The sequence below is a fragment of the Aerococcus sp. L_32 genome (assembly GCF_050689315.1).
Window position 1 is genome coordinate 1 of sequence record NZ_JBOEQF010000761.1, and the last position, 870, is coordinate 870.

At 42.4% G+C, this 870-nt stretch carries 1 protein-coding gene; it reads left to right on the forward strand.

Going from position 1 to position 870, the window contains the following annotated elements; genetic code table 11:
* On the forward strand, positions 1–631 hold a 631-nt coding region (locus ACRCJ0_RS16275), incomplete at its 5' end, for an ABC transporter substrate-binding protein (protein WP_431391204.1).
* Between the last annotated feature and the right edge of the window lie 239 nt (positions 632–870).

Genomic DNA, 870 nt, shown 5'->3' on the forward strand with positions numbered 1-870 from the left:
CGTTTTACAAGATAACTCATCGGATTATGGTCAAAACTTAGCTTCTCAATTTGAAGAAGACTACTCAGGTGATGTTGTCATCAAAGAGTCATTCTTGTCAGGAGACACTGACTTCAGCTCAATCCTAAACAACGTTAAAGCCCAAGATCCAGACGTATTATTCATCGCTGGTTACTACCCAGAAGGTGGAGCCATCGTGAAACAAGCCCGTGAAATGGGTATCGATGCCGCTATCTTAGGTCCAAACGGATTAGGTAACGACGAATTCATCAACTTAGCTGGTGCAGAAAACGTAACTGACTTCTACTACGCAACAATCTTCGTAACAGGAGAATATGGTTCAGACGCAGCCAACGAATTCGCAGAGAAATACCGTGCGGAATTTGACACAGAGCCAGACTTGTTCTCAGCAGGTGGTTACGACGCAGCCCGCTTAGCAGCTGACGCCATCGACCGTGCCGGTTCAACAGACCCACAAGCCATCCGCGACGCCCTAGAAGAAACCCAAGACTTTGAAGGGGTAACAGGAAACATCTCATTCGATGAAGACCACAACCCAGTAATGGACTCATTCGTAGTAGGTTACACAGAAGGCGAAATCTCATCAGTAGAAGCCGTAACAGCTGAATAAGACCTACTTTTTTGAAAAAGGGATAACAAGACCTAGTTGGGCCAATATTAGTAGAAGAGTCGCGATGTTCATGTCGTGACTCTTTTTTTGAGTACAGCTAATATTTCAAGTTAATTCTACACATAGCTTCTTAGACATTTTCACGGTATGCGAAAATCGATTGATTGTCATAGGATGATTCGATCAAGTAGCGTATAATATATTATGGATCAACAAATCAAATTGAAAATATATTTATA